At 60.8% G+C, this 26022-nt stretch carries 30 protein-coding genes; 13 read left to right on the forward strand and 17 right to left on the reverse strand.

The genetic code is table 11. The features are described from left to right. Nucleotides 1-24: 24 nt before the first annotated feature. The 10 genes from WKF55_14915 to WKF55_14960 all read right to left on the reverse strand — a co-directional run bounded on the left by WKF55_14915 (nt 25) and on the right by WKF55_14960 (nt 12609). Nucleotides 25-1428, reverse strand: a complete 1404-nt coding sequence (locus tag WKF55_14915; protein ID MEJ7760870.1) for a pitrilysin family protein — start codon at nt 1426-1428, stop codon at nt 25-27. Further along, nucleotides 1425-2804 carry a pitrilysin family protein gene (locus WKF55_14920; protein MEJ7760871.1) on the reverse strand — a complete coding sequence of 460 codons (1380 nt, stop codon included), beginning with the start codon at nt 2802-2804 and terminating at the stop codon, nt 1425-1427. The genes WKF55_14915 and WKF55_14920 overlap by 4 nt, the downstream gene beginning before the upstream one ends. Before the next feature lie 87 nt (nt 2805-2891). After that, the gene (locus tag WKF55_14925; protein ID MEJ7760872.1) at nt 2892-4064 is read right to left on the reverse strand and encodes a PQQ-dependent sugar dehydrogenase; all 1173 of its coding nucleotides are present in this window, start codon (nt 4062-4064) and stop codon (nt 2892-2894) included. Further along, complete coding sequence (locus tag WKF55_14930; protein MEJ7760873.1) at nt 4061-4924, reverse strand: ABC transporter permease; 864 nt, start codon at nt 4922-4924, stop codon at nt 4061-4063. The genes WKF55_14925 and WKF55_14930 overlap by 4 nt, the downstream gene beginning before the upstream one ends. Before the next feature lie 20 nt (nt 4925-4944). Beyond that, nucleotides 4945-5874, reverse strand: a complete 930-nt coding sequence (locus WKF55_14935) for a lysophospholipid acyltransferase family protein (GenBank protein ID MEJ7760874.1) — start codon at nt 5872-5874, stop codon at nt 4945-4947. After that, nucleotides 5871-7058, reverse strand: a complete 1188-nt coding sequence (locus tag WKF55_14940; protein ID MEJ7760875.1) for a glycosyltransferase family 4 protein — start codon at nt 7056-7058, stop codon at nt 5871-5873. Before WKF55_14940 ends, WKF55_14935 begins: the two co-directional genes overlap by 4 nt. Continuing rightward, nucleotides 7055-8050: a glycosyltransferase gene (locus WKF55_14945; protein ID MEJ7760876.1), complete on the reverse strand. Its 996-nt coding sequence runs from the start codon at nt 8048-8050 to the stop codon at nt 7055-7057. The genes WKF55_14940 and WKF55_14945 overlap by 4 nt, the downstream gene beginning before the upstream one ends. Then, a complete protein-coding gene (locus WKF55_14950) occupies nt 8047-9198 on the reverse strand; it encodes a glycosyltransferase (GenBank protein ID MEJ7760877.1) in 1152 nt (383 codons plus the stop codon). The genes WKF55_14945 and WKF55_14950 overlap by 4 nt, the downstream gene beginning before the upstream one ends. Further along, nucleotides 9199-11037, reverse strand: a complete 1839-nt coding sequence (locus tag WKF55_14955) for an ABC transporter transmembrane domain-containing protein (GenBank protein MEJ7760878.1) — start codon at nt 11035-11037, stop codon at nt 9199-9201. It abuts the gene before it with no gap. Continuing rightward, a complete protein-coding gene (locus WKF55_14960) occupies nt 11038-12609 on the reverse strand; it encodes a response regulator (protein MEJ7760879.1) in 1572 nt (523 codons plus the stop codon). It abuts the gene before it with no gap. Nucleotides 12610-12658: 49 nt separating this feature from the next. Between WKF55_14960 and WKF55_14965 the strand changes: the two genes are divergently transcribed. The 5 genes from WKF55_14965 to WKF55_14985 all read left to right on the forward strand — a co-directional run bounded on the left by WKF55_14965 (nt 12659) and on the right by WKF55_14985 (nt 16511). Then, a complete protein-coding gene (locus WKF55_14965) occupies nt 12659-13093 on the forward strand; it encodes a hypothetical protein (GenBank protein ID MEJ7760880.1) in 435 nt (144 codons plus the stop codon). A gap of 334 nt (nt 13094-13427) precedes the next feature. Next, nucleotides 13428-14165 carry a YebC/PmpR family DNA-binding transcriptional regulator gene (locus WKF55_14970; protein ID MEJ7760881.1) on the forward strand — a complete coding sequence of 246 codons (738 nt, stop codon included), beginning with the start codon at nt 13428-13430 and terminating at the stop codon, nt 14163-14165. A 25-nt stretch (nt 14166-14190) separates the two neighbouring features. Beyond that, nucleotides 14191-14709, forward strand: coding sequence for a crossover junction endodeoxyribonuclease RuvC (gene ruvC, locus WKF55_14975; protein MEJ7760882.1), 519 nt, complete (start codon nt 14191-14193; stop codon nt 14707-14709). Then, a complete protein-coding gene (ruvA, locus tag WKF55_14980; GenBank protein ID MEJ7760883.1) occupies nt 14706-15308 on the forward strand; it encodes a Holliday junction branch migration protein RuvA in 603 nt (200 codons plus the stop codon). The genes ruvC and ruvA overlap by 4 nt, the downstream gene beginning before the upstream one ends. Before the next feature lie 39 nt (nt 15309-15347). Next, nucleotides 15348-16511 (forward strand): aminotransferase class I/II-fold pyridoxal phosphate-dependent enzyme, encoded by a 1164-nt coding sequence (locus WKF55_14985; GenBank protein ID MEJ7760884.1) that lies wholly within the window; start codon nt 15348-15350, stop codon nt 16509-16511. A gap of 15 nt (nt 16512-16526) precedes the next feature. Here WKF55_14985 and WKF55_14990 read toward each other — a convergent pair whose 3' ends face one another. The 5 genes from WKF55_14990 to WKF55_15010 form a co-directional block, all read right to left on the reverse strand. Beyond that, complete coding sequence (locus WKF55_14990) at nt 16527-16856, reverse strand: type II toxin-antitoxin system PemK/MazF family toxin (protein ID MEJ7760885.1); 330 nt, start codon at nt 16854-16856, stop codon at nt 16527-16529. Then, nucleotides 16853-17146 (reverse strand): hypothetical protein, encoded by a 294-nt coding sequence (locus tag WKF55_14995; protein ID MEJ7760886.1) that lies wholly within the window; start codon nt 17144-17146, stop codon nt 16853-16855. Before WKF55_14995 ends, WKF55_14990 begins: the two co-directional genes overlap by 4 nt. A 138-nt stretch (nt 17147-17284) precedes the next feature. Continuing rightward, nucleotides 17285-17617, reverse strand: coding sequence for a type II toxin-antitoxin system HicB family antitoxin (locus tag WKF55_15000; GenBank protein ID MEJ7760887.1), 333 nt, complete (start codon nt 17615-17617; stop codon nt 17285-17287). A 20-nt stretch (nt 17618-17637) separates the two neighbouring features. Continuing rightward, nucleotides 17638-17907: a type II toxin-antitoxin system HicA family toxin gene (locus tag WKF55_15005; protein ID MEJ7760888.1), complete on the reverse strand. Its 270-nt coding sequence runs from the start codon at nt 17905-17907 to the stop codon at nt 17638-17640. Nucleotides 17908-18254: 347 nt separating this feature from the next. Beyond that, nucleotides 18255-18401, reverse strand: a complete 147-nt coding sequence (locus WKF55_15010) for a hypothetical protein (GenBank protein ID MEJ7760889.1) — start codon at nt 18399-18401, stop codon at nt 18255-18257. Nucleotides 18402-18417: 16 nt separating this feature from the next. On the opposite strand from WKF55_15010, the gene WKF55_15015 reads away from it, so the two are divergent. Then, nucleotides 18418-18999: a nucleotidyltransferase domain-containing protein gene (locus tag WKF55_15015; GenBank protein ID MEJ7760890.1), complete on the forward strand. Its 582-nt coding sequence runs from the start codon at nt 18418-18420 to the stop codon at nt 18997-18999. A 144-nt stretch (nt 19000-19143) separates the two neighbouring features. Here WKF55_15015 and WKF55_15020 read toward each other — a convergent pair whose 3' ends face one another. Together WKF55_15020 and WKF55_15025 are read right to left on the reverse strand one after the other, a co-directional pair. Continuing rightward, complete coding sequence (locus WKF55_15020; protein ID MEJ7760891.1) at nt 19144-19581, reverse strand: type II toxin-antitoxin system VapC family toxin; 438 nt, start codon at nt 19579-19581, stop codon at nt 19144-19146. Beyond that, entirely contained in the window at nt 19569-19802 is a 234-nt protein-coding gene (locus tag WKF55_15025; protein MEJ7760892.1) for a hypothetical protein, read from the reverse strand. The genes WKF55_15020 and WKF55_15025 overlap by 13 nt, the downstream gene beginning before the upstream one ends. Nucleotides 19803-20018: 216 nt before the next feature. Here WKF55_15025 and ruvB point away from each other — a divergent pair, with 216 nt between their 5' ends. The 7 genes from ruvB to WKF55_15060 all read left to right on the forward strand — a co-directional run. Then, complete coding sequence (ruvB, locus tag WKF55_15030) at nt 20019-21044, forward strand: Holliday junction branch migration DNA helicase RuvB (protein MEJ7760893.1); 1026 nt, start codon at nt 20019-20021, stop codon at nt 21042-21044. A 97-nt stretch (nt 21045-21141) separates the two neighbouring features. Further along, nucleotides 21142-22185 carry a tRNA preQ1(34) S-adenosylmethionine ribosyltransferase-isomerase QueA gene (queA, locus tag WKF55_15035; GenBank protein MEJ7760894.1) on the forward strand — a complete coding sequence of 348 codons (1044 nt, stop codon included), beginning with the start codon at nt 21142-21144 and terminating at the stop codon, nt 22183-22185. Nucleotides 22186-22211: 26 nt separating this feature from the next. Continuing rightward, the gene (gene tgt / locus WKF55_15040; protein MEJ7760895.1) at nt 22212-23453 is read left to right on the forward strand and encodes a tRNA guanosine(34) transglycosylase Tgt; all 1242 of its coding nucleotides are present in this window, start codon (nt 22212-22214) and stop codon (nt 23451-23453) included. Then, nucleotides 23450-23809, forward strand: a complete 360-nt coding sequence (gene yajC / locus WKF55_15045) for a preprotein translocase subunit YajC (protein MEJ7760896.1) — start codon at nt 23450-23452, stop codon at nt 23807-23809. The genes tgt and yajC overlap by 4 nt, the downstream gene beginning before the upstream one ends. Continuing rightward, a complete protein-coding gene (gene def / locus WKF55_15050; protein ID MEJ7760897.1) occupies nt 23806-24360 on the forward strand; it encodes a peptide deformylase in 555 nt (184 codons plus the stop codon). Before yajC ends, def begins: the two co-directional genes overlap by 4 nt. Continuing rightward, entirely contained in the window at nt 24361-25302 is a 942-nt protein-coding gene (gene fmt, locus WKF55_15055) for a methionyl-tRNA formyltransferase (protein ID MEJ7760898.1), read from the forward strand. Then, nucleotides 25280-26022 (forward strand): thiamine phosphate synthase (locus tag WKF55_15060; protein ID MEJ7760899.1); only part of this gene is annotated, 743 nt, incomplete at its 3' end. The genes fmt and WKF55_15060, both read left to right, overlap by 23 nt.

A 26022-nucleotide genomic window follows, 5' to 3' on the forward strand; every position in this document is an offset into this window, starting at 1 on the left:
GTTTGATCCTTGCTCCGCCTCCGATTACTCCAGCGTAAGACCGTACGGCACCAGCTGCGATGCCACCTTCGCTTTGTCACCGACGACTACAATCGTCATCTGATCCGGCCGGATGTAGGTCCTCGCGATGCGCATCACCTCGGCCGGCGTCACAGCATGCACTCGTCGAACCAGATTCGCCAGATAGTCTCGCTCGAGCCCGTGGAGGTTCAGGAAGCGGAGCTGGCCGATGATGCCCGATGGACTTGAATTCTGCAGCACAAATATGCCGGCGATGTAATTCTGAATGCCGCGTAGCTCCTCGACCGAAGGAGCCTCGCTGCGCAGCCGATCGACCTCGAGGAATATTTCCTTCAGCGATGCACCCGTTACGTCGGTGGTGACGTCGGCCTGTTGCGTCCAGTACCCGTCGCGATAGCGAGTCGACACCGAGCTGAATGGTGAATACGTGTAGCCCTTGTTCTCGCGGATGTTACGCGTGATGCGAGATCCAAAGGAACCTCCGAGCAGCGCGTTCGCGACGGTTAGCGCCGGATAGTCGGGGTTCGATGGATCGAGCACGGGCAGGCCAAGGATCAACGTCGATTGTACCGCGCCCGGCCGGTCAATGAGATGGATCGACCGGCGCGACGCCGGCTTGGGGATGTTGTCGGGCGCGGGTGTACCGCGCGCCCATCCGCTGAACGCCGAGCGAACGGCTGCTTCGGTTGTCTGCGCGTCAAACTTTCCGGCGACATACAGATGGGCCCGCCCGGCGCCGAAGTTCGCCGTGTAAAAACTTCGCGCCTGCTCGACCGTGAAGGAGTTGATCATTGCTTCTGTTGGAAATATGCGGCCGTAAGCGTGATCGCCGTAAAGCACTCCCCGGAATTTCTCGAGCGCGAGCGACGACGGTTGCACCTTCGATTGCGCCAGTGTTCGGAGACGATTCGTCTTGAGCCGGGCAAGCTCCGATGCGGGCAATCGAGGATTTCGCGCCACGTCGGCGATCAGGCTGACCATCCGCGGACTGACTTCCGAAAGTGAATTGCCGGAAATCGTCGTTTCGTCCGCACCGACGCCAATGTTGACGCTGCCTCCCATTCCTGCCGCGGCACTGGCAACCTCCTGCGCGCTCCGGGTCGTCGTGCCCTCCTGCATCAGATCGCCGGTAATATCCGCCAGCCACACCTGATTCGCGCTTTCGTTCGCGTTGCCGCTTCGAACTACCAGCTGCATCCATGTCTTGGGCACGGTTCCATACGGAATGAGGGTCACCTTCAGTCCGTTCGGAAGAGTGAAGCTCTGCGTGGCAGGCAGCGTGAAATTCCGCGGTGTTCCGGGAGCGGGCGGCGTTTGTTTTTGCGCCTGCATGCCAACCGGAGCAGCGAGTGAAAAGCACGCCGCAACAAGCAGGCCGCGAACTGCCGCATTCGATGTCGATGTCATGGCGCCGCCTTGGGTTCAATGGAGAGCACAGTGCGATTCGTCGGCCGCAGGTACTCGGCGGCGGTTCTGCGCAGGATTGCTGGAGTCACTTTTCGGAATTCAGACTCGATGTTGTTGATGCGGCTCGGATCGTCGTCGAAAAGCGCAAACGATGCGAGCAGATCCGCGCGACCGAAGCCGGAATTCATCACATCGTAAAAGCCCGACCTGAGCTTGATTCTCGCCCTGTCCAGCGTTGCCTGATCGACCAGCGTACTCCGCAGCCGCTCCACGACTGAATCGGACGCCGCCAGAATGCGTTCGGCAGTGACGTTCTTGTCATGGAAGAGAGAAACTGTCCAGAGCATCGGCCCGCTGTAGTTGAACATGTTGCCGAGCAGGTTGATGCCGCCGGTGACTGAACCGGTGAGCCCGCTTTTCTGAACGAGCGCCTGACGCAGCAGCGCGTCGTTGCCCTGCAGCAGAAGCTGGTCGATCAAGCCCATTGCATAGAATTCCGGTGTGTTGCGATCGGGCATGTGATAGGCGAACGCGAGCGCAGGACGGTTCGCCTTGTCGTCCGGCTTCGATACGCGCTTTTCCTTCACCTGCCGCGGCTCAGTCAGGTCTGGCTTGGCCGGCTGAGGCGCGGACGGAATATTCCCGAAGTATTCGCGAATCATCCCCATTGCCTCGGCCGACTGGAAGTCTCCAACCACCACAACGACCGCATTGTTGGGCGCATAGAACGTCTTGTGAAACGCCCGCACATCCTCGAGCGTGGCGGCGTCGAGCTCCGCCAGATCCCCATAGAAATTGTGAGAGTTGTACCAGTTGGTGTTCGCGTGCTGAGGCAGGTCGAGCCACGGAAAACCACCATACGGCTGGTTGAGCACGTTCACACGGACCTCGCTCTTTACCACCCCTTGCTGGTTGGTGAGCATTGCCTGGTCGATCGCCAACCCGCGCATTCTGTCTGCCTCGGCCCACAGCATCGTCCTCAAAGTGTGCGCCGGCACTATCTCGAAGTAATTCGTGTAATCGAAACGCGTGGATCCATTCAGCGTGCCGCCGTTGGACTGAACGAGATTGATGAACTCGTTCTTGCCCAGATTTGACGAGCCCTGAAACATCATGTGCTCGAACAGGTGTGCGAACCCGGTGCGATTGCGCGGCTCGTTACGAAGTCCGACTCCGTAGTACGCCGCAATGGTGGCGGTAGGAGCAGTGCGATCGGGAGACAGGACAACCCTGAGACCGTTCGGAAGTTTGTGATACTCCACCGGTATCCTGAAACCGGATACTGCCTGCGATGACAACGCCCCCGGAACGACGACAGTCAGCAGCGCCAGCACAGGAACCGCTCTGCCGAGAAGTGACAACCGACGATTGCTCATCTGGTTTCCTCTGATTATTTGATGGTTTGACACTACTGGATAGGTGCAGCGTTGCAAGAAATATGGAAGCGCCAGGTGCGGGTTTGCTTAACCGTCCCCTAATCCCATCCGGTACACCCGTCCGTTCTGGGAAACGATATACAGTTCTCCAAGGCCGTCCTCTCCGAACGACGTGATGTTACCGATCCCGTCGATCTTCCACTGCCGATGATCGCTCGCTGAGCCATTTGCCAGTCTGAAGCTCCTTAGCCAGCCCGCACAGTAGTCCGAATAAAAATAATGTCCCGCGAACGCAGGCACTTTGGCGCCCCGGTAGACAAAGCCACCTGTTACCGAGCATGCGCCGCCTGAGTGACGATACTCATGCACCGGAAGTTGTAACCGCGTCCGGCTGCAGCTGCCAGTACCGTAGCAGTCGGTTCCCTCCATGATGTTCCAGCCGTAATTCACGCCCGCCCGGCTCGAGGGTACCGCGTTGATTTCCTCGAATTTGTTCTGCCCGACGTCGGCGATAAACAGCATTCCGCTGGTGCGATCGAACGCGAAACGCCACGGGTTGCGCACTCCCGTCGCCCATATCTCGGGACGGCCCCCTTGTGCATTCGCGAACGGATTCCCTCTGGGGATGGTGTATGGCTCAGCGCCGCTGACATTTATTCTGAGCATCTTCCCAAGCAGCGAACGCGGGTCCTGGCCGTGGCGATGCGGATCGCCACCCGAGCCACCGTCACCCATTCCGATGTACAGCATGCCATCGGGCCCGAACATGATGAGGCCGCCGTTGTGGTTGGAGTACGGCTGGTCGATCTTCAGAACCCGACGCGCAGACCCCAAATCGGCGAGATCCGGATTCGAGGAAACCCTGAACCGCTCGACGTGGGTGTCCCCCTTGAGATCGGTGAAATTGACGAAGAAGTAGCCGTTGGCGCGATACTGCGGGTGAAACGCTACGCTCAACAGCCCCTGTTCGCCTCCACTCTTCACGCGTGAAGAAATATCGAGAAAAGGAGTCCGCAACATCGTGCCATTACTGACGATCCGAATGCGCCCCGCCTGCTCGACGACGAACAACCGCCGATCACCCGGAGGCGAAGCGAGGTGCACCGGACTGTCGAACCGCCCAGATACCGTTTCGAGCCGCATCCGCTGGGCGGCGGCCGGCGATGAACTCTGTGACTGCGCGGGAGTTGCTCCGGACCCATCACAGGCTAGCAGCGCCGCCGGCAGCAGATAGCACAGCCCACGCACCTTGTGGATCACAGTACCTGCCGCGGTGCCTTGCGCTGCTGCTTCGGATCGAGCGCATCCCGCAACGCATCGCCCAGCAAATTGAACCCCAGCACCGCCGCGCCGATCGCGACGCCGGGAACTACCGATGTCCAGGGCGCGCGCCGCAGCTGATCGAGATCACGCCCATCCGCTATCATCGAGCCCCAGCTCGGGGTCGGAGGTGGAACTCCGAGCCCGAGAAATGACAACGCCGCTTCGGCCATGATCGCTCCGGCCACGCCGAGGGTCGCGGCAATCACCACCGGAGCGATGACATTGGGTAAAACATGCTGCAGCATCACTCTAATGTCGCGCGCTCCGAGTGCACGGATTGCCTGCACATACTCGAGCTGCCGCACCACCAGCACCTGCCCTCGTACGAGCCGTGCCATACCCGCCCAGCCCACCACACCGATTACCACGAACACCACGCCCATTGAGGGCTGGAACGCTGCCACCATCGCGATCAGCAGCAACAATGTCGGAAACGCGAGCGTCACGTCGGCAAGGCGCATCACCAATTCGTCTACCCAACGGCCATAATACCCCGCCAGCAGCCCGAGTGTCACGCCAAGCAGCAGTGCGATGCCCTGAGAAATGAGGCCGACAGTAAGCGACACCCTCGCGCCGAATACCAGCCGCGACCATATATCCCGGCCCTGGATGTCGGTCCCGAGCCAGTGGGCCCCAGAGGGTTTTGCAAGAAAGTTCGAGAGATCGATCACCAGCGGATCGTGCGTAGCGATAAGCGGAGCCGCGAGTGCCGCGAGGCACATCAGCACCACGACACTCGTTCCGAACCGCGCGCGATTATCCCGCCAGAGACGCCTCTGCTGCGCCGGATCGAGCACTTTATCTCACCCCGTTGTCATCAGTCATCAAGCGTTGGGTCTCTCAGTTCGGCAGGAGTGTCCGCCGGTTGTCGCCGCCAGCGCCTGTGCTGCCAGAAATATTGCTCAGGCACCTGCCTCACCCAGCCCTCGAGAACTTCCGTGAACCGGGTCACGATTGCATCGACATCCTTCTCCCTGTCGCCCGTCGTCTCGGCTGCAATGGGCTCGATGATGATCCGATATTTTCCGCTCGGCAGCCGGAGTGCATCAACAAACAATACAGGAGCCTTGAAACGCAAGGCGAATACCGCCGCGCCCCGGGGCGTCTTTGCCGGTCGCCCAAAGAATGTGACGAAGGTCGACGCCAGTCCGAGTACACCCTGATCGGCGACAAATGCGACCGCGCGCCCCGCACGCAATGACCTTGGCGTCCTTTTGACTGCCTCGGAGTCACGCACTACGGTCATGCCAAGCTTTCGACGCGTCTCATTGAGATACGCGTCGAACAGTTTGTTGGACATTCCCCGGACGATCACGTCGATTGGAACGCCTCGCGCCGCGAGCCACGCCCCGAGTAGTTCCCAGTTGCCGTGATGACCGGCGACGATGACCACTCCGGCTCCAGCGGTGACAGCCGATTGCATGTGCTCCCATCCATCTACCTGATCGACCAGCTCGAGCACACCTCGTTCTCCAAGGGACGGGAGTAAAGCGGTCTCGATTGTCGAACGCCCGAGATGCTCGAACGACGATCGCGCGAGCCGCTGTACATCGTCCGCGGATTTCTCGGGAAAGGCGGCAGCGATCTGCCGCTCGGCCACGTGCCTGCGAATTCCGAAGGGCCGGTAACCCATCGCACCCAGCCTTGCTCCCACTCCGCAGGCGCTTTCCCAGCTCATCGTTCCGACCGCCCGGATCAATGCTCGCAGAGCGAAATACTCTGCGCGGTGAGACAGAGTTGCCTTCACTCGGCCACGGGGGGCTTGACCACCGACCGCGTGAACTCGCGGGTGTCCCGGGCGACGCGGTCCCAGTTGTAGTGTCTCTCCACCGCCTTCCGCCCGGCAGCCCCCGTGAGCCGGCGCAGCGACTCGTCGCGCAAATAGCGTCCGAGTGCATTCGTCATGGCCTCGACGTCGGTTGGCGGAACGACCACTCCCGTCTCTCCGTCGCGCACGGCGGACCGTACTCCCCCCGAGTCACCCGCGACGACGGGTAATCCCGACGCCGACGCTTCGAGAAACGATATACCGAAACCCTCGGCATTGATGCCCTTGTCAACGCGCGAAGCGCCCAGATAAACACTGGATGTGGCATACGCTTCGGGCAGCTCGTCATCGCGCATTGCTCCCGCGAAAATCACCCTGTCCGATACCGCCAGCTCGCGCGCGAGGTCGCGCAGGCCGCCCTCGGCCTCTCCCTCACCAACAATGACATACCGCAACTCGGGAAATTCGGACCGCAACGCAGACAATGCACGAATCCCTACGTCCTGACCCTTGTGCGGAACCAGCCGGGCGACGGTGACGATGAGCGGAGCATCGCCCACTCTCCAGCGCGCGCGAAGCTTGCCCGAGTTGCGTGAGGGGTTGAACACAGCGGGGTCCGTTCCCAGATCCAGAGCGACGACGGGTGGCATCTCCTTTATCCCGGCGGCTGCCATCACCTCGCCCGTGAGCTCGCCAACCCATCTGGATGTTGCAACGATTCCGGACGCCTGACCGAGGATTCGCGCCGCGCCCGCTCGCTTGAGTCTGCTTGCCTTGACCTTCTTCAGCTCGCGCAGCAGGTCACCACCGTTTACATAGACCAGATACGGAATGCCGAGTCGGCGGTGCGTCCCCTGAACGGCGTAGCCCACCGGCCTGATATTGCCGCAGTGAATGACGCCGACGCGGTTGCGGCAGTACCGATTCAGCCACCGCGACCACCGTATCTGGTTGGTAAACCGTTTTGCATCTCTGAAGGAAAAAGACTGGCGATGGATCTCGCAGGGCTCGCGCGCATCAAAAACCTCGGAGCCCCGGTTTGCCACCGTCGAAACCGCCATTGTGTTTTCCTGGTCGGAAAACCGACGGCATAGCTCCACGTGCCGCCGGGCCATGCCACCGAGATCCGGGCCGTAGTCCTGGGTGACGAAAAGATGCTTCAACGAGCCGCCAGCGGATTCACGAACGCGCGATTCTCCAGCAGATTCGCGATTCGCTGATCATATGTGTGATGGGCCCTGACAAACTGCTCGCCTTCGGTCCTGATTCGAATCCGCTCGTCCGGATGCGCGAGATACCATGTGCATTTCTCGATGCACGACTCGTCACCGTCATACCACGCGCAGTGCTCACCATCCTTCAGCATGGCGGCCACGCCAGGCGTCTTCTGTCCCAGATAAAATGCCCCGGCAAGCATTACCATCCACGTACGATCCGAAGTGTACGTTGTTCCACCCGCGGCACGGGCGGGGTTGATACCGAGCATGATCGATGCGCTCGAGCAGACGCGCGCAAAATCCCGACCCTCTACGGGGCGTCCTTCCCACCGGAGCGGCTCCTTCCATGCATCCCAGCCCAGACCCCACACGCGAACGTCGTGCTTGCGCGCGACGGCGAGCAGCAACCGTCCACGTTCGGGATCATATCCGGTGCCGATAAAAGCAACGTCCGACGCAAACCTGCGATCCATTGGTTCGGCGCCGATGCGACTGTCCCCCGCCGCCGGAAGGTAGAGTGCCGGCAGACCGTTTGCCCGCCACTCATCGTCAAATCCAGTGACAAAAAAAGTTGTCGCCAGGCGGCCAATGGTGGCGATGTGCGCGACGTCCATTCGGTCCAGATCGCGGTACCACTGCGGATCGTGGTACCACATCACGTTCTGCACGCCGTTGATTATCGCTCCGACCGTTTCCGGATCCAGAGCAAGACACTTGGAGAGGAAAACGAAATCCGGTTTAAAGCGTTTCGCATGTCTGAGCGCCAATCGCTGCGTAAGGCGGCGGCCGACGACGCGTTTCGTGCGCCTGTCGTCGATCAGAAGTGTGGTGTGACCGGCGCGTTGAAATGCACGTTCGACCGCACTTTCCATGCGCCATGGATTGTCGCTGCCGATGAGGAGTATCCGCCTTGCTGTCGCAGGGCGTCCCTCTGTCACCCCTTTTTCCGAGAGCGCCCGCTCGCAGAACTGATGGCGCTCTCGAACCCGTCGATCATTGCCGTTTCGGGAAACTCGCGCCCCACCCGGGCTCGCGCCGCCGCTCCCATTCCCAGGCGTTGATCGTCGCTGGTGAGGAGCGTCACGACGGTGGCCGCCGTGGTTGCCGCATCCTCCGGCGGCACGAGCGCGCCGCTGATCAGATTGGCCACGTAAGTGTCGGCAATCCCACCCTCGGCGGCGATGACGGGTATACCAAGCGCCATCAGGTCGAGTATACCGTAGGCTGCCGTGTCCGCTTCAGCGACAACCCACCCGAGCTCAGCGTCGCGCATGAGCGTCAGATGGTCGTCGCGCTCACCGAGAAAACTCACAAGGTCCATCACTCCAAGAGCGGCCGCCTGCATCCGGAGATCTTCGCTATCCGAGCCCGCTCCAAAGATTATCAGTCGCAGATACGGATGCCGGGGGGAAAGCATCGACACTGTGCGGATTGCCGTGGCTGCCCTGCCGCGGGAAGTCGGGTCATAGACACAGATGATGTAACGCAGTCCGGCGGGTTCACCAATCGATGGCGCCGGCGAAGTCGTACGGTTCGGATAGCGTGATACGTCGACGCCAAGGAGGGCGATAGTTGGCTTGGCTGCCCGACGTGGCAATGAGGCGAGACGCGCGTCACCTTCGCTCGAGAAGAGGTACGTGGTTTTCCTGAGCCATGACCCGAGCTTTCCCTCACCGCGCATCATCAGAGGGCAGCTTGCCGGGGTGCGCCGGACGATTGTACCGCTGCGGCCCAGCCAGCACGCCGTTGCCGCTATCAAGTGCTCCCGTTCAGTGTGCACGAACACCACATCGGTGTCCCACCGTCTGAACGTACGACGCAGCCGAAACGCCGCGCCAAGCCACAACCCGTCGCAGGAAAATTGCACGACGTCGAATGGAGCGACATCCTTGAGCGCCACCGGGTCATCGCCGCCGAGGCGTGATGCAACCGATGCAATGCGCGATGCTGATTGCTCGACGACGCTGTCGGGCTCAGCGAGGAAAGTCACGTTGTAACCGCGCGCGGCTAGTCCGCGCGCCGCGATCGCGAACGCGCGGGCCGTGCCTGACCATTCCCGGGCACAATGCATGAAGAGAATGCGCACTTATACCACCGACGAAATCATGGAGTCATTCACCCTGGCTGTAGTCCCGAACTGCATCGAATAGAGACGATGATATGCGCCCGGCGCCGCAAGAAGCTCTGCGTGTGTGCCGCGCTCGACGATCTCACCGCGTTCAAGAACCAGAATCTGGCCCGCGTGCACGATCGTTGAGAGCCGGTGCGCGATTACAAGCACCGTCCTCCCGCGCAACAATCTATCCAGTGCTTCCTGAACCAGGCGCTCGGATTCAGTATCGAGAGCCGATGTTGCCTCGTCCAGAATGAGGATTGGCGGATCACTGAGCAAGGCCCGCGCAATCGCCAGACGCTGCCGCTGGCCGCCGGAAAGCCGGGTGCCTCTCTCGCCCAGCAGCGTGTCGTAACCGTCCGGAAGGCCGACAATGAACTCGTGCGCGTTCGCCGCGCGTGCCGCGGCTTCGATCTGATCCGCTGCATAAGTCGCGCTGGCCCCGTAGGCAATATTGCCACGCACAGTGTCGTTGAACAGAACAGTGTCCTGGCTGACAATTCCCGTAAGTGAACGGAGCGCGGGAAGGCGTATGTCCCGCACGTCGACCCCGTCGATGAGAATTCGGCCGGATGTCACTTCATAAAAACGCGGCAGGAGATCAACAAGTGTTGACTTGCCCGCTCCACTGGGCCCAACGAGCGCTATGATATCGCCTTTTCCGGCGGTGAAACTGATGCCGGACAACACTGGCTTGTCATCGTAGGCAAACGTGACGTCGTCGAATCTGATTTCACGCTCGAACGATGCCGTATTGCGCGTGCCGGTATCGGTCTGCTCCTCCGATGGAGAGTCGAGTATCTCGAACAGCCGCTCCGCGGCGGCGAGCGACGATTGTGCAGTGGTGGGCATCTGCGACAGCTGTTTCAGCGGCTGCAACAGGCGAAGCGCGTAAAGCAGAAACGCGATGAGGTCACCCCCCGACATCGACCGCTCCACGAGTACCTGCCGCGCGCCGTACCAGAGGACAAGTACCGCGATCGTCGTCCCCACGATTTCGGTCACCGGCGATGCGAGAAACGACAGCCGGGTAAGCCGCACAGTACTTGCCGCGTAACGGTTGCTTGCCTCGCTGAACCTTTGCTGCTCATGCCTCTCTGCGCCCGACGACTTCACGAGGCGGATGCCGCTTACCGTTTCCTGCACGACGCTCGTCATCTCACCGTGCTGATTGCCGCGACGCCGGTTGCCCTTTCGCAGTTTTCGGAGGATTGGCTGGAGAACGGCTCCCAGGAGTGGCACCACGATGAGCGCCATCAGTGTCATCCGCCACGATATGAGGAAGAGGAAGACGACGTAGCTCAGAACAAGTGCGCCATTCTGAAGCGATGACGTTACCAGCTGCGTGAGAACCAGCCGCGTCTCGGCCGTATCGGTAATGACGCGGGAGAGGATCTGCCCCGTTTTCGTGCGCTGGAAGTAACTCAGCGGCAAATGCGCGATATGACGGTAAAGCGCATTGCGAAGATCCCGCGTCACGAATTCCTGAAGGCTTGCTCCAAGCTGGCCGCTCACCCAGACGAGAAGATTCTTGAGGAGCACCACGCCCAGCACGATCAGGATCACATTTCTAAGGGATCCCATACGATCTGCCGGGTCGAGCAGAACGCCGACTGTGGATCGGAGCAGGGCAGAAAGTCCGCCGCCACCCACGCCGATTGGCGGCTGATCGAACAGCGTGTTGAGGAACGGGATCAGCAGCGCGAGCGAGAATGCGTCGAGCACCGCAGCGCCGATGTTGCCGGCGATCGCGCCGGCCATCCGCCACCCGTGAGGACGGACGAATGGCAGCAGCCGCCCGTAAAGCGACACCTAAGTCCGGGGAGTCAGCAGCGCGAGCGGGAGAATCACTTCCTCGGGTGACACTCCGCCATGGAGGAACGACCCCCGATAGCGGCTCTGGTACTCGCGCAGCTTGGTCGGATAGACGAAAAAGCAGTCGTTGGTAGCGAGGAGCGTATTGCCACCGGCCCCACGACGCGGAAGTCGCAAGTCGTCCTCGCAGGTGAACAGCAGCGCCTGATCCGGCCTTTCCGCCCGCAGATCTTCCCCGAACTTGTAACGCAGATTCGCGGTCGCGTCCCGCTTCGCAAAAACCGTCGCCGGGGAGTTGCAGTGAATCGATCCGTGGTCGGTGGTGAGCAACACGGAAATTTTGCGACGCGACGCTTCCTTGAGAACGCTGAAAAGAGCAGATCTCTGAAACCACTGCCTGGTGATCTGACGGAGGGCGATCTCATCACGCGCCACTTCATAGAGGATCTGGGATTCACTCCGCCCGTGAGTGAGCAGATCGACAAAATTGAAGACGAAAGCGCTTACTCCTTCATTGCCGATAGCAGTGCCGAGGTGGCGCTCGAGCTCGTCCGAGTTGGCGGCGGTGGAGATTTTCTGATAGCGAACGGGAGTGGGGCCGCCGGTGATATCTGCGAGGTGAGCTACGAGCAATTCGCGCTCGTGCGCGTTCAGCGATTCGTCTTCACGGTCGGCGTTGCCCCACCAGTCCGGAAGCCGGGCGGCGATTTCCCCCGGAAAAAGCCCGCTGAACAACGAGTTCCGCGAATAGGGCGTCGCCGTCGGCAGCACCGCGAAATAATGCGTCGTTTCCACATCGAAAAAGGGCGCGAGAAGAGGCTCGAGCACCCGCCACTGATCGAGCCGCAGGCAGTCAACAACCACGAAGACGGCTGCCCGGTCGCGTTGAAGAATCGGGAGGAGGAACTCACTCACCACATCGATCGAGAGCGGGGGCCGGTCGCCTTCGAGATTCTTGAGCCACGCCGGGTACTCTGTCTTCATGTACACCGCGAATTCGCGATGCATGGCCGGATACAAACCGCGCAGCGAATCATACAGGCCAGTCTCGCCCGCCGAGGCAAGGTCTACATCCCACCGCATCAACTCGTCGAAGCGATCGATCCACCCCCGCCAGTCGAGGTTTTTGTCGCGCTCCAGCTCGATGGCGCGGAATCTCTCGACAAAGCGACGCGCAATTGCCTGCTGCCTGATTCGCGGACCTTCAAGAATCTGCGTCACGATGCTCAGCACCTGGCGCGGATTGATCGGCTTCACCAGATAATCGCGAATATTGGCGCCGATTGCCTCCTTGAGCGTCGTGTCCTCTTCGCTCTTGGTGACCATCACTACCGGCAGATTCGGCGCGATCTCGCGGAAATCCCGGTATGCCTCGAGGCCGCGCTTGCCGGGCATCTGCTCGTCGAGAAGCATGATGTCGAACGAGCGCCGGCGCAGCATCTCGACGGCATCGTCGGCGTTGCTGGCCCATTCGACTTCATAGCCCTTGGACCGAAGAAAGATGCGGTGAGACTCGAGGAGCTCGCCTTCGTCGTCAACCCATAGAATGGATTTGGGGACTTGTGCCATTGGTGTGCAGAATGTAGCCGGGTGCCTCTGCAATGCCTAGATTGCGGGCGTGACCGGTAACCAGCCACCGTACGCCCTTGCATCAGCCCGCTTCCGGTTCCGCGCGCTGGCGCTGCAGGCAGGACGTACCCCTCTCGGTGGAAACCGCGAGGTGATCATGGCGTGCTTCGTCGCGTGCAGAACGGGGGCCGGTCTCTGCTCCGATGCCGCTTTGGCGCCGGCGGTGCTCAAGTCACGTGCGTTGGCAGCAAGGGCCTGGCTTGCATCAATGTCGGTTCCCGGGCAGATCCGCCTCGCCACCGGTGCGACCATCGACGCATCGGGATCCGCAAACGGTGTTGCCGTCGCGCAATGCCTTGCCCAGCTGCTGATGCAAGCCGCGCCACAACTCGACGAGGCCGCATTTGCCGAGATGCGGGAGCTGGTGGATGAGCTGGCTCACGATTCGAGCGAGTTTCAGGTTGAGATGATCACGGCGCGGTGAGACTTTGGGGTGCAGGGCGGTTACCACAGATGGCACAGATGGGCACAGATGACACAGATGAAGGGCGCAGCATCCGCACCGACGACGAACGTGCGCGTCCGTTGTCCAAAAATAAAAAAAGGGTTAACTGCAACTACAAACGCAGCCATTCGACGCCCGTGGCAGCCCCACCGTTGCAGTCACCACCGTTGCAGTCCCGCCGTTGCAGTCACCACCGTTGCAGTCCCGCCGTTGCAGTCCCCACCGCTGCAGTCATCTGTGCCCATCTGTGTCATCTGTGGTTAACGCCGTCCCCGCAGTCCTATATTACTGACCACTCCGTCTCTCAGGAAAAATGGCCGGTCACAGCAAGTGGAAGCAGATCAAGCATTACAAAGCAGCGACCGATGCTAAGCGCGGCGCTCATTTCACAAAACTGATCCGCGAAATCACGATGGCGGCGAAGCTGGGTGGGGGCGATCCAGCGGGCAATCCGCGCCTCCGGACTGCCATCGATATCGCGAAAGCCGCGTCGATGCCCAAGGAAAACATCGAGCGGGCGGTCAAGAAGGGGACGGGCGATCTCGAGGGCGTGGAATACAGCGAAATCACCTACGAAGGCTACGGCCCCGGCGGCGTGGCGATCCTCATTTTTTCACTTACCGATAATCCCAACCGTACTGTTGCGGAAGTGCGACACAAGCTGTCGCGAGCCGGCGGTAACCTCGGCGCAGCGAATTCGGTTTCGTGGATGTTCGAACGGAAGGGTTTGTTGTACATCGATGCCGCGAAGCACGGCGAGGATGCCGCGCTCGAGGCAGCACTCGACTGCGGTGCCGAAGACTTCAGGGCTGAGGGCGACCAGTTCGAGGTAACGACTGACCCCAACAATCTTCACTCGGTGAAGAGCGCGCTCGCACAGCGGGGTTACGAGGTCACGGATGCAGAGGTTGCATCGGTGCCGAAGAATCTCGTGAAGGTGGAGGGAAAGGCCGCAGAGTCCCTCGTAAAGCTGCTTGAAGAGCTCGAAGATCTGGACGACGTGCAGAAAGTGGCCGCCAACTGCGACGTGGAGATGGAAGAGCCGCAGTGAGCATGCAGGCCCCCGGGGTCACGGCATGATCGTAATCGGCGTCGACCCGGGTACCGCGATCACCGGCTACGGAGTGGTCAGCGGGGAGCGCATGTCTCCTCCGCGACTGATCGAGTGTGGAGTCATCCGCACTCGCTCGAGGGACCCTCTTCCGCAGCGCCTGGAGGAGATCTATTCCGGCATCGTGGAGCTGATAAGTCGCCACCGCCCCGAGGCACTGGCAATCGAGGACGTCTTCTACGCCCGGAACGTTCGGACGACCATCGTGCTGGGACACGCACGCGGCGTCATCCTGCTCGCCGCATCCCAGTCACGGCTGGATATCGCGGAGTATCCTCCGGCTGCAATCAAGAAGGCCGTGGTGGGTACCGGGGCGGCGAGCAAGGAGCAGGTTCAGTTCATGGTTGCAAGGCTGCTGCGTCTGAAGACCGCTCCTCAGCCGGCCGATGCCGCGGACGGTGTCGCGGCCGCGCTGACCTACGTGATGACGGCGTCCGTCCCGGCCATCCGGCGCGAAGCGGAAGCCATGGCCCTGCGTCAATGATCTCGCATGTCGCAGGCACTCTCATGACAAAGGACATCGACAGAGTCGAAGTCATGACTGCTGGAGGCACTGCTTACGAGCTGCAGATTCCGCTTGGCGTTTTCGAGACTCTGCCGCGGCAGGGCGAGCCCGTTTCGCTTCACACATCGCTTGTGGTGAAAGAGGATTTGTGGCTGCTCTTCGGATTCGCGTCGCTCTATGAGCGGCGGCTGTTCCAGAAGCTGCTCACCGCCAACGGCGTCGGGCCATCGCTCGCACTCGGCCTGATGTCGGCGTTGTCGCCGCAACGCCTCGTGCGTGCGATTCAGGAGAAGGACATCCCTACGCTGCAGGGTGTTCCGCGGGTCGGCCGCAAGAAAGCCGAGCGGCTCATACTCGATCTCAGTGACAAGCTCGACTCGATCGGTGGCGAAGCAGATGCGGGTATAACTAGGCCGGACGGTGGCGCATCGGAGGACACGTTGCGCGCGCTTGTATCGCTCGGGTACTCGAGCGCCGATGCCGAGCGCGCCGTTCGCGCGGCGCTCGATGCGGGTGGAAGCGGGCTCGGTGCGGCAGAGCTGATCAGGGCGGCGCTGGCCAACCTGGGAAGCAGATAGCCCTAGCCGCTCAGCCCCACAGACCTTCAATATTCTCTTATGCCATCAGCCACCGCGCATCGCGCTTCAACGTTCTCGGAATCCGTGATTCGCGAGATGACCCGCGTTGCGAATCAGTACGGCGCAATAAACCTCGCTCAGGGGTTCCCCGATTTTCCGATGCCGGCGCCGATGAAGGATGCGGCGTGCGCAGCAATTCACGGTGACATCAACCAGTACGCGATAACGTGGGGCACGCCCGCGCTCCGGCTCGCAATCGCCGAAAAATACCGGCGCTGGTACGACATGGACCTCGATGCCGAGCGCGAGATCACCGTGACGTGCGGGGCAACCGAGGCGATGGCGGCAGTGTTTCTGGCACTCATCAATCCGGGCGATGAGGTGATCATCTTCGAGCCGTTCTACGAGAATTACGGTCCCGATGCGATCCTCGCCGGAGCGAAGCCCGTGTTCGTCCCGCTCGAAGGTCTGGATTGGAAGCTCGATCCCGAGAGGCTGCGCGCCGCTTTCTCTGACAGGACTCGCGCAATCGTCGTCAACACGCCGCACAACCCCACTGGCAGGGTGTTCACCCGCGATGAGATGTCACTCATTGCCAGTCTCTGCCAGCGGCATGACGCTATCGCAATCACCGACGAGATCTACGAACACATCCGCTACGCGGGGGGCCATCATTGCCTTGCGACGTGGCCGGGAATGCGCGACCGAACGGTGACGATATCGGGTCTGTCGAAGACCTTCTGCTGTACGGGGTGGAGGCTCGGCTATGCCATCGCTCCGTTTGAGTTCACCTCGCCGATCCGCAAGGTTCATGATTTTCTTACCGTGGGTGCTCCTGCGCCACTGCAGGCCGCGGGAGCGATCGGGATGGCATTCGATGCTGATTATTACAACCATATTGCGCTCGAATACCGGGAGCGCCGCGACCTGATGGTCGGGGCGCTGAATGACGCCGGGTTCAAGTTCTCAGCACCTGAGGGCGCGTACTACATACTTGCCGACTTCACCGATCTGAGCGATCTCCGCGGTATTGACTTCGCGATGTGGCTGGCGAAGGAGATTGGTGTTGCGACAGTGCCGGGGACGAGCTTTTATCACGAGCCGAAGCTCGGCGAGAACGTGACGCGGTTTGCGTTTTGTAAGAAGCTCGAGACACTGGTACGGGCGGCGGAGCGGTTGGTGGGGATGGCGGCGCGGGTGTAGATACAGAGTTCCAGCTTATAGTCCGAGTGCGATTCTCAACGCGGCGTTGAGGGCTGCGGCTTTTTTGACGGACAGGGATCCAAGGTAGTTCGTAAGGGCTGACTTTTGGACCAGCACGAGCTGGTCGCAATTGATAACGGAAGCGTGCTTCAGCCCCTCGGCTATACCAATGGCGACTTCGGTAGAGCGTCCGTCGTTGTTGGTATTTACCGGCGCGCAAACGACTTTGTCGGCTTTGGAGTCGCAAAGAGTCTGGCGGCTGACAATGACGACTGGTCGCGAGCGCCTGGGATCATCCCCTGCTGGCGGGGAGACCAGGTAGAGCTCGCCTCGCCTAACGCTCATTCCGGCCAGGCCTGCAGCTCCAATACGCGGTCGGACTCGCGATTTGTGACTTTGGCCGAAGCGTTGATGGCTTCGAGGTCCCGCTCGTTGCGCGACCGATTTACGAGCCGCCGCAAGTACGCACGGAGCGCTCGCTCAATGAGCGCCGAGCGTTGGGTCTTGCCCGCCACTGCGTCGGCTGCCCGGATTATTTCGCCCGACAGGCTTACGGAGGTCTTCTCCTTTTTTTCTCGGCGGGCCAGTAGCCGGCCAACCTCAGCCAGGGTTTTGCCGGTTATGGTGGTTTTCATACCACCTAAAGTAGGACATATTTTGCTACCTCTCAATGTCGATACGGATCATTTGCTGCAAATTTCGTCTTGTATGGCCACGGCACCGCGCGGAGAAATGACGAGTTCGGCCGTTGAGCGCAGGGGCCTTTTTGCGGATCAAGGCAGAGCCGCCCGCTCCAGCTGTTGCGCCGCCCACTTATTGATACTCATTCCCGCACGTTCGGCAGCACGCGTGATCGCGCGATGGATTGCCGGGTCGACGCGAAGCACGAATCTTCCCGAGAAAGGCTGTTCGGGAGACTCTCCCTGTTCCCGGCAAAACACGAAGTATTCCTGGATCGATTTTGCGAATTCACGTCTGAGCTCCCTCATCGAGGTCCCCTTGAAGTTCACGACGTCCGAGATGTTGATGACGGTGCCATGGAACCCGTCGTTCTCCTCATCCACTTCGATTCGGCCCACGTAGCCTTTGTATTCGATGGTTGCCATCGTGGCAGCTCCAGAAGGTTTCATGGTTTGATCCCGGCGCGCTCGAGGAATTCTCTCATGTTCCTCAATGCATTCCGGTCTGTAAGCGGCGATGGGTGCGGCCGGTGAAAGACCGCTCGCTTCCCGTTCAGGCTCAGCGCCACCCTCGAGCCCTTTCGCTCTGACAGACTTCCGCCCAGCGCCGCGACAAGTGATTCGACGTCGGACCACCTGACACCTTGAGGCACCGGCTGTCTGAACACCGCGTCAAGTGTGCGCCGCTGATTCGAGTTAAGCTTTGATGATATCATTTCCGGTGTCATGTATCAAGCTGACGCCGGCCCCGCCCGTCCGCGGAGGAGGGGTCAGCCTGGCAATTTGCTTCACGGGATGCACGTTGTTCGGACACGCTCAGCGGGGGCTTGAGCCCGACGAGGCCGATCAGCAACCTCGTCAGGGTAGCACGATGTCAGACGGGAGCGTAACCTTTGCTGCCCTGTTCACTCCACTTCACCGCTTCTCTTTTACGCGAGTCCAGCCCAGTCACCTTACGACCCTCAACGGCCAGGGAATCGTCCGATTCGTCGACCTATAATATCGACCTTGAATTCAGATGAATGTGTACGTTTATCCAACAGACCATAGCTGGTTCCGGTTCCTACAGAGCGTTCCGAAACTCGATGAGGTCAATTTCTGGCAGCCCGGTGGCGGGAGCGCATTCAACCGTCTTGCGCCAGGAGACCTGTTCCTCTTCAGGCTGAAGTGTCCCATCAACAGGATCGTCGGTGGCGGTGTCTTCGCGCACTCGTCGGTCTACCCGATTGACCTGGTTGATCCAGGCACCGCCCGGTGCGCGCGGCCTCGTCGACGAAATAGTCGAGCGGCTCATCTCGAAGTTCAGTCCGAGGAGGATCTATCTCTTCGGCAGCCGCGCGCGCGCTGATGCTCACGCCGACAGCGATTATGATTTTCTCATCGAGGTCGATGCCCTGCCACCGGACATTGCGCTGACTCAGGGCATGATGTGGCTTCGTGATTTTCCGCGCACCGAGGTTCAGGTCCACGTTCGGTCGCCGGACGGATTCGAGCGAAAGAAGGATGATCCTGGAACGGTCGACTGGGATGTCGTACGGGAAGGAATCCTGCTTTTTGCGCTGGAGGATTTGCCGGCAATGAGGGCCGGGGCTGCTCCGAACATGGTCCGGGAAGGAGCCCGCAAGCCGCCACGCTCGCTCGGAGGCTGGTTGAGACACGCGGACGAACACATGAGGGGCTCGCAGGGTGCGGCCGCGCCGATCTCCGGGGATATCGAACCACCGGTCACAGTTACTGAAGCCCAGGCGCGCCGTGCCTTTGCTATCGCCGAGCGCATCGAGGCGGCTGTTCGCGCGCGCCTCCGATGACATCCAAAGTCACCCAGCCAATCCTCGTCTCGCCTTACGACAGCATCGCGGACGTCAGCAACATCCTCGATGAACCAATCCTGGCCTTCGTCTGACGGCCGCGTGCAGCTCAAACGCGAATGACGGACTCGGGCCCGCCACGACTCAAATCAGATCTTGCAACTGGACAACTTTGAGCCCCGGGATCTTTGGCAACTTCAGGTCATTAGTCACGAACGTTGAACATCCCGACGCAAGCGCCGCCGAAAGCTGGATAGCGTCCATCGTTCGCAGACCGTGCGACGCGCGCAGATACGCTGCGGCGCGCAATTGTGAGTGATCGAGCGCGACCAGCCGAACCCCCCGGCTTCGCGTCAGCAGCTGTTCATATTTCGTGGCGAGCGGAGCGTCGTCGTTGCGATAGGGCATCACGAGCAACTCGAGTAGCGTTACAGCCGAAGTGACAATGGTGATGCCACCTGCGTCCGCCGCTTCGAATATCGGTTCGACCAACGGCAGGTACTTTCGATGCGCCTCGATGTAGTAGATGAAAATGGACGTATCGAGCCCAACAGATCCGCTGCCGACGTTCAGAGGCTCCATTCATCCCGTTCAGCATTGACGTAGGCGGCTGCGTCGATTCCGCCCCAGGCGTTTTTTCCGAGTCCCTTCAACTGCAGGATTGATAACGGCTCCGGCTCGCTCAGGGCGTGAGCGAGAATGTCGGTCACTTCCTGCGCGACGGATCGCCTGCGTGCCTTCGCGCGAGCTTTGAGGTGGCGGTACAGCGAATCGGGCAGGTTCTTGACGTTGAGCGTTGCCATAGTCTCCTCCCTTATTCCTCCAATATGGAGGAAACTCACTGCTGCGTCAACTCATCGAGAACGGAGCCGATAACGGAGCCGGTTCTTGCACAGGAAATTCTTTCTTCGTGCTTCCGTGCCTGCGTGGCCATTCGGACTTCAGCCAATATGGTTTCCCTGCTTCGGGATATATTTGGTAGTGTCGGCATCACGCCTCGCCATAGACTTGCCACGGACATGACCCGCCCGGAAATCACGACCCCCGACGAGCTGCCCGAAGACTCACCCGCTGAGCTATCGCTCCGCCCGCAGCGGCTCTCTGAGTTCATCGGCCAGCCGAAGGTGAAGGAAAGCATGCGCATCTACATCGATGCCGCCATCAGCCGCCGCGAGCCACTCGACCATACGCTATTTTTCGGCCCCGCCGGACTCGGCAAAACCACCCTCGCTGAGCTCATTGCCCGAGAGATGGGGGTCAACGTTCGAAACACGTCGGGGCCCGCGCTCGAAAAGCCGGGTGATCTCGTTGGGACCCTCACTAATTTGCGGGAGGGCGACATCCTGTTCATCGACGAGATTCACCGCCTGCGCCCGATCATCGAGGAATTCCTCTATCCCGCGATGGAGGATTACCGAATCGACATCCGGCTCTCCGAGGGGCCCAAGGCGCAGACGATTACGATGCCGATAGAACGGTTCACGCTCGTTGGTGCAACAACGCGCCTCGGCCTGCTGACGCCGCCGATGCGGGCGCGGTTCGGCATCGAGCAACGACTCAATTTCTATCCGGCAAGCGATCTCGAGACGATCGTGCGGCGAACGGCGGAAGTCCTGAAGGTGAGAATCGACGACGGCGGTGCCAAGGAGATCGCCTGCCGATCGCGTGGGACGCCGAGAGTTGCGAATCGGCTGCTGCGGCGCATTCGCGATTACGCGCAGGTCAAATCCGGCGGAGACATCACGCGATCCGTTGCCCAGGATGCGTTGCGCCTGCTCGACGTTGACCAATTCGGACTCGACGATATGGATACCCGGATTCTGAAAACGATCATCGAAAAATTCGATGGCGGGCCGGTCGGAGTCGGCACGATCGCCGCGGCGGTTGGCGAGGATGCGAACACGATCGAGGAAGTGTACGAGCCATTCCTGGTGCAGAATGGATTCCTGCAACGCACCCCGCGCGGGCGCATGGCTACTGCGCAGGCTTACCGTCACTTCGGCTTCACGATGCCCGGTGACTCGTCGCAGCCGAATCTGTTTTGAGAATCAGGCATCTGCCCGAAGCGGACAGTGTGACACGGTGCGATCACCGCGATGTAATTGACTGAGTGAGAGCCGATCAATCACTCAAATCCCGGACATTCCCGGTGCGACCGGCTCGCGAACTCGCGACTACGATTTCCACCTCCCTGACGATCGAATAGCGCAGGCACCGGCCGCACGCCGGGATGAGAGCCGCCTGATGATCGTGCACCGTGAATCCGGAGAAATTCTGCACGGCACTTTCAGGGATGTTGCCTCGCTCATTCAGCCCGGCGATACCCTCGCGCTCAACACTACGCGCGTCATTCGCGCTCGCCTCATCGGCACCCGCGACTCGGGTGCCCCTGCCGAGGTCCTGCTGCTGAAGTCCCTTGGAGCCGGCAGATACGAGGCAATGGTCAACCCCGGCAGCAAACTGAAGCCGGGGCGACACGTTCACGTCGGCCCCGAACTGAAGGTCGAGATAATCGAGTTGACGGACCGCGGGACACGTATCGTGCACCTGCGCTCCCCGCTGCCTGTCGAAGCCGCCATTGAGCAGTACGGTCATGTTCCGCTGCCGCCGTACATCCGGCGGCCGGACGACGCCCAGGACTCAACCAGGTACCAGACGGTGTATGCCGCGGAATCCGGATCGGTTGCAGCGCCGACGGCTGGACTCCACTTCACGAATGAACTGCTGATGAAACTGCACGAGAAGAATGTGGAGCGGGCCGATCTGGTGTTGCATGTGGGAGCAGGGACGTTCAAGCCGATTGATCTCGAAGATCCCGCCGGGCATGTGATGCACGAGGAGTCGTTCGCGGTTTCCGCGGCGGCCGCAGCGACACTTAACGCCACGCATGCGCGCGGGGGATCCATCTGGGCGGTAGGGACGACATCGGTGCGGACACTTGAGAGTGCCGTCCAGCCCGATGGCACTTTCTCGGAGCGGAGTGGCGACACGCGAATATTCATCCGGCCGCCGTACTCGTTTCGCGCCACGGACCGGCTCATCACGAACTTTCATCTCCCTCGTTCGACGCTGCTGATGCTCGTGGCGGCATTCGCCGGCTACGAGCTCACGATGCGAGCATACCGCGTTGCCATTCGCGAAGGGTACCGGTTCTACTCTTACGGCGATGCGATGGTGGTTCTTTAGAGGTCGCAGAGGCCGAACTACGAAAAATGAGTTTTCCTGTTTCCATTCCGCGCGCTCAGGCTGCCAGAACCCTCCCCGCCGTTCCCCCGCCGTGGGATGCTTCCTACATTCCGCCGGTGCCCTTCGATTTCACCATCCAGGCAACCTCCGGCTCAGCCCGCGCAGGCCTCTTCACTACTCCGCACGGCCCGGTAGAGACCCCGGCCTTCATGCCGGTCGGAACCCTTGCCACCGTAAAAGCATTGGACCCCATGGATCTCACCGCCATGGGAGCATCGATGATTCTCTCGAACGCATACCACCTCCACCTCCGCCCCGGCGACGAACTTGTCCGCGAAATGGGCGGGCTTCACCAATTCATGTGCTGGAACGGACCGATTCTCACGGACTCGGGCGGATTTCAGGTCTTCTCCCTGGCGGGCCTGCGCAAAGTCAGTGAAGACGGCGTGGAATTCCGGAGTCACATCGATGGATCCAGCCGGTTCTTTACGCCTGAGAGTGTCATGCAGATCGAGCGAAACCTCGGCGCCGATGTAGTCATGCAGCTCGACCATGTCATCCCGGGACAATCCGGCGAATCACCGGCGCGGGAAGCGAGCGAACGCAGCATCCGCTGGCTCGCGCGCTGCCTGGCGGAATTCGGAAAGCTCGACAACCTCGACGATGGCCGAGCTGGGTCACAGACATTATTCCCCATCGTCCAGGGAGGTATCCACACCGTCCTCAGACGCGAAGCCGCCATGTCGATAATCGGAATGAACGACTGGCACGGCTTCGGCATCGGAGGACTTTCCGTGGGAGAGGCAAAACCGGCCATGTACGAGATGCTGGATGCCATGAATGACGTCCTGCCAGCTCACCGCCCGCGTTATCTCATGGGCGTCGGATTCCCCGACGATCTCATCGAAGGTATCAGACGAGGAGTGGACCTTTTCGATTGCGTGGCACCGACCCGAATGGGCCGCAACGGCTCCGCGTTCACCGCCGACGGCCGGCTCAACATCAAGCGCAGCGCGTTCAGAAACGACCCGCGGCCTCTCGATGAAGCATGCCTGTGCGCGGCGTGTACCCGGTTTTCGCGAGCCTACATCCGCCACCTGTTCGTCAGCGACGAAATACTCGGGCTCCGCCTGCTGTCACTGCACAATGTACATTTCCTCCTCTCGCTCGCCCGTGACGCGAGGGCGGCAATCGCGTGCGATACCATGCACAGCTGGAGCACCGAATGGCTGGCCCGCTATCATGCGAATAACCTGGTAACACAATGACTGATTTTTTCCCGAGCATCTTCCTCCTGCAACTGCCATCCAACACCATGATCGGCCCCATCTTCATGTATGGAGCCATCTTCGCGATCTTCTATTTCATTCTGATCCGGCCACAGCAGAAACAACGCAAGCAGCACGAAGCACTGATCCGGGCGGTAAAACGAGGCGATGAGATAGCGACCACCGGTGGCATTGTCGGTGAGGTCATCCACATTCGCGATACGGTCGCAGAGGGTAGCAAGAGTGTGCCATCGGAAGACCGCATCACCATCAAGTCGGGCGAGTCGCGTCTCGTCATCGAAAGGGGAAGGATAGCGCGCGTTATCCGCGCTGCCGGAGCACCCGCCGAGGGGTGACGATACTCGGCATTCGGGTGCTGGGTGATCCGGTACTGCGCCAGTCCACCGAGCCCCTTATCGAGGTAACCGACGACACTCGTGCGCTTATCTCCGACATGTTCGACACGATGCATGCCGCCGAGGGCATCGGTCTCGCCGCGCCGCAGGTGGGAAGAAGCGAGCGGGTTGCGGTCATGGATGTCGATGGCGCCAGCTATGCGCTCGTGAATCCCGAAATCATCGAGCGGGAGGGCAGCGCACGCGGCGAGGAAGGCTGTCTGTCGATACCGGAAGTGTTTGGCGAAGTCGACAGAGCGACACGCGTGGTTGTTCGCGCACTCGACGAGAACGGACAGCAGATTGAAGTCGAGGCGACGGAACTTCTCGCGCGTTGCATTCAGCACGAAGTCGATCACCTCGACGGCAAGCTCTTCCTCGACTACCTGAGCGTTCTCAAGCGCCGCTCGGCGCTCTCCAGATGGGACCGCCTGAAGAATGACTACCCGGGCTTTATCCGCCGGGTGGTCCTGGAGCGCCGCGGTCCGGAGCACAGCGAGGGCGAGCTGTAGGTGCGGGTCCTTTTCTGGGGGACACCCGAGTTTGCGGCCGTGCCGCTGCGAACTCTGATCGGCGAAGGCTTCGACGTTATCGGTGTCGTCACGAGAGAGGACAAGCCACAGGGAAGGTCGCGTGTTCTGACGGCACCGCCGGTAAAGCAGATTGCCATCGACGAACGGATTCCCTGTTTCCAGCCGGCAACTCCGAAGGATTCGGAATTCCTCGACACGGTGTCCGTGATGCAGCCGGATATCTCGGTCGTCGTGGCTTACGGGCACATTCTGCCGCAGAAAGTCATCGATCTTCCAGCGCTCGGAACACTGAATATTCACGCATCGTTGCTGCCGGCCCTGCGCGGTGCGGCGCCGATTCAGGCAGCGATACGCCAGGGATTCACGGAAACCGGTATTACGATCATGCGAATGGTTCCGGCGCTCGACGCCGGGCCGGTGATCCTTCAGGCGTCGGTTCCGGTGCTCGACGACGAAACGTACGGTGAGCTGCAGCTTCGGCTCGCCGAGCTCGGCGCTGTGGCGATGATAGAGGCGCTGGCGCTCATCTCGATCGGAGAAGCGAAGGACGCTCCGCAGGATGATGCGATGGCAACCTACGCCCGTAAGGTTACGCGTGACGATGCCCGAATTGACTGGTCGATGCACGCTTCGGACGCCGCGCGTGTAATCCGGGCTTTCGATCCGCGTCCCGGAGCGTTTACCTCCGTCAATCAAACCGACGTGAAGATGTTTGGCCCTCGCTCTGTCAACCCGGGTGTGCGCGATCAGGAGCAATCCACGCCGGGAACGGTTCTCTCAACCGACGATGGACTGGTCATTGCCTGCGGGTCGGGCGCACTTCGAATAGAAGAAGTACAGCCGGCGGGCAGAAGCAGAATGAGCTTCACCCAGTGGTCGCGCGGCAGAGGCGTTGCAGTTGGAGATCGCTGCGGGAATTGAAGCTCGCGACACCCCTTCAATGCTGACCGGTTTTCCGGTAATCCACGTCGTAACGGACAGCACATCACTGCTCCTGCCCGGTTTTTCTGAACGCGCCGAAAAAATTATGCGCGCACTCGGCACTCGTGGCGCGCTGCACCTGCGAAGTTCGCGTCTTTCAGGACGGTCGTTTCACGGGATTGCAGCAAGACTTGCGGAAGTTCAGACGGCCACCGGCTGCTGGCTCATCGTCAACGATCGCGTGGACATTGCGCGCGCAGTCGGCGCCCGGGGTATTCAGCTCGCCGCACATTCGCTTCGAATTTCTGACGCTCTGACTGTCGCGCCCGACATTCCAGTCGGAGCCAGCATCCACAGCGTCGACGAGGCCCGCAAGTCCGAATCCGAAGGTGCCGCGTGGTGCGTCGCTGGGACCGTGTTCGAAACCCCGAGCCATGAGGGGCGCCCTCCAGCCCAAATCCAGTTCATCGCTCAGGTGGTGGCCGCCGTGCGCATTCCAGTCATCGCCATCGGAGGTATTGCACCATCTGACGTGGGCGCATTGCGCGCGGCGGGCGCGCACGGTATTGCCACGATCCGCGGAGCGGTATGGGACTGCGGCGCTGACGCGATTCCGGGCCCCGCAGCACCGACTCAATCCAGCGGATTGCCGCTGACTTACGACGACGCTGACGAACCGGTCGCGCGCTATATTTCAGCGTATGATGCCGACGATGGAAG

The organism is Gemmatimonadaceae bacterium (genome assembly GCA_037721215.1).
Classification (GTDB): domain Bacteria; phylum Gemmatimonadota; class Gemmatimonadetes; order Gemmatimonadales; family Gemmatimonadaceae; genus UBA4720.